This window comes from Pseudomonas sp. SMN11 (assembly GCF_052041945.1).
Classification (GTDB): domain Bacteria; phylum Pseudomonadota; class Gammaproteobacteria; order Pseudomonadales; family Pseudomonadaceae; genus Aquipseudomonas.
Genome location: NZ_JBKGGW010000107.1, coordinates 1 through 340, shown reverse-complemented (window position 1 = coordinate 340; position 340 = coordinate 1). Strand labels below are relative to the sequence as shown.

Sequence of the window (340 nt, the reverse complement as noted above, 5' to 3'; positions counted from 1 at the left end):
TGGGCAACCTGATCGAAGGGGCTGCCGAGGGCAACCTGGTGATCCTCGACTCCTGGCCGGGCCAGTCGCGTTCGCTGTACGGCGACCACGACCGTTTCGTCGACACCTACTTCAAGACCTTCCGTGGCATGTACTTCACCGGCGACGGCGCCCGTCGTGACGAGGATGGCTACTACTGGATCACCGGCCGCGTGGACGACGTGCTCAACGTCTCCGGCCACCGCATGGGCACCGCCGAGATCGAAAGCGCCATGGTCGCCCACGCCAAGGTGGCGGAGGCCGCAGTGGTCGGCGTGCCGCACGACATCAAAGGGCAAGGCATCTATGTCTATGTCACCCT

1 protein-coding gene is annotated in these 340 nt (G+C 64.7%); it reads left to right on the top strand.

Annotation, left to right across the window (positions count from 1 at the left end):
- The coding region (locus ACLEJU_RS28765) for an AMP-binding enzyme (RefSeq protein ID WP_440776792.1) at positions 1-340 on the top strand (340 nt) is incomplete at both ends.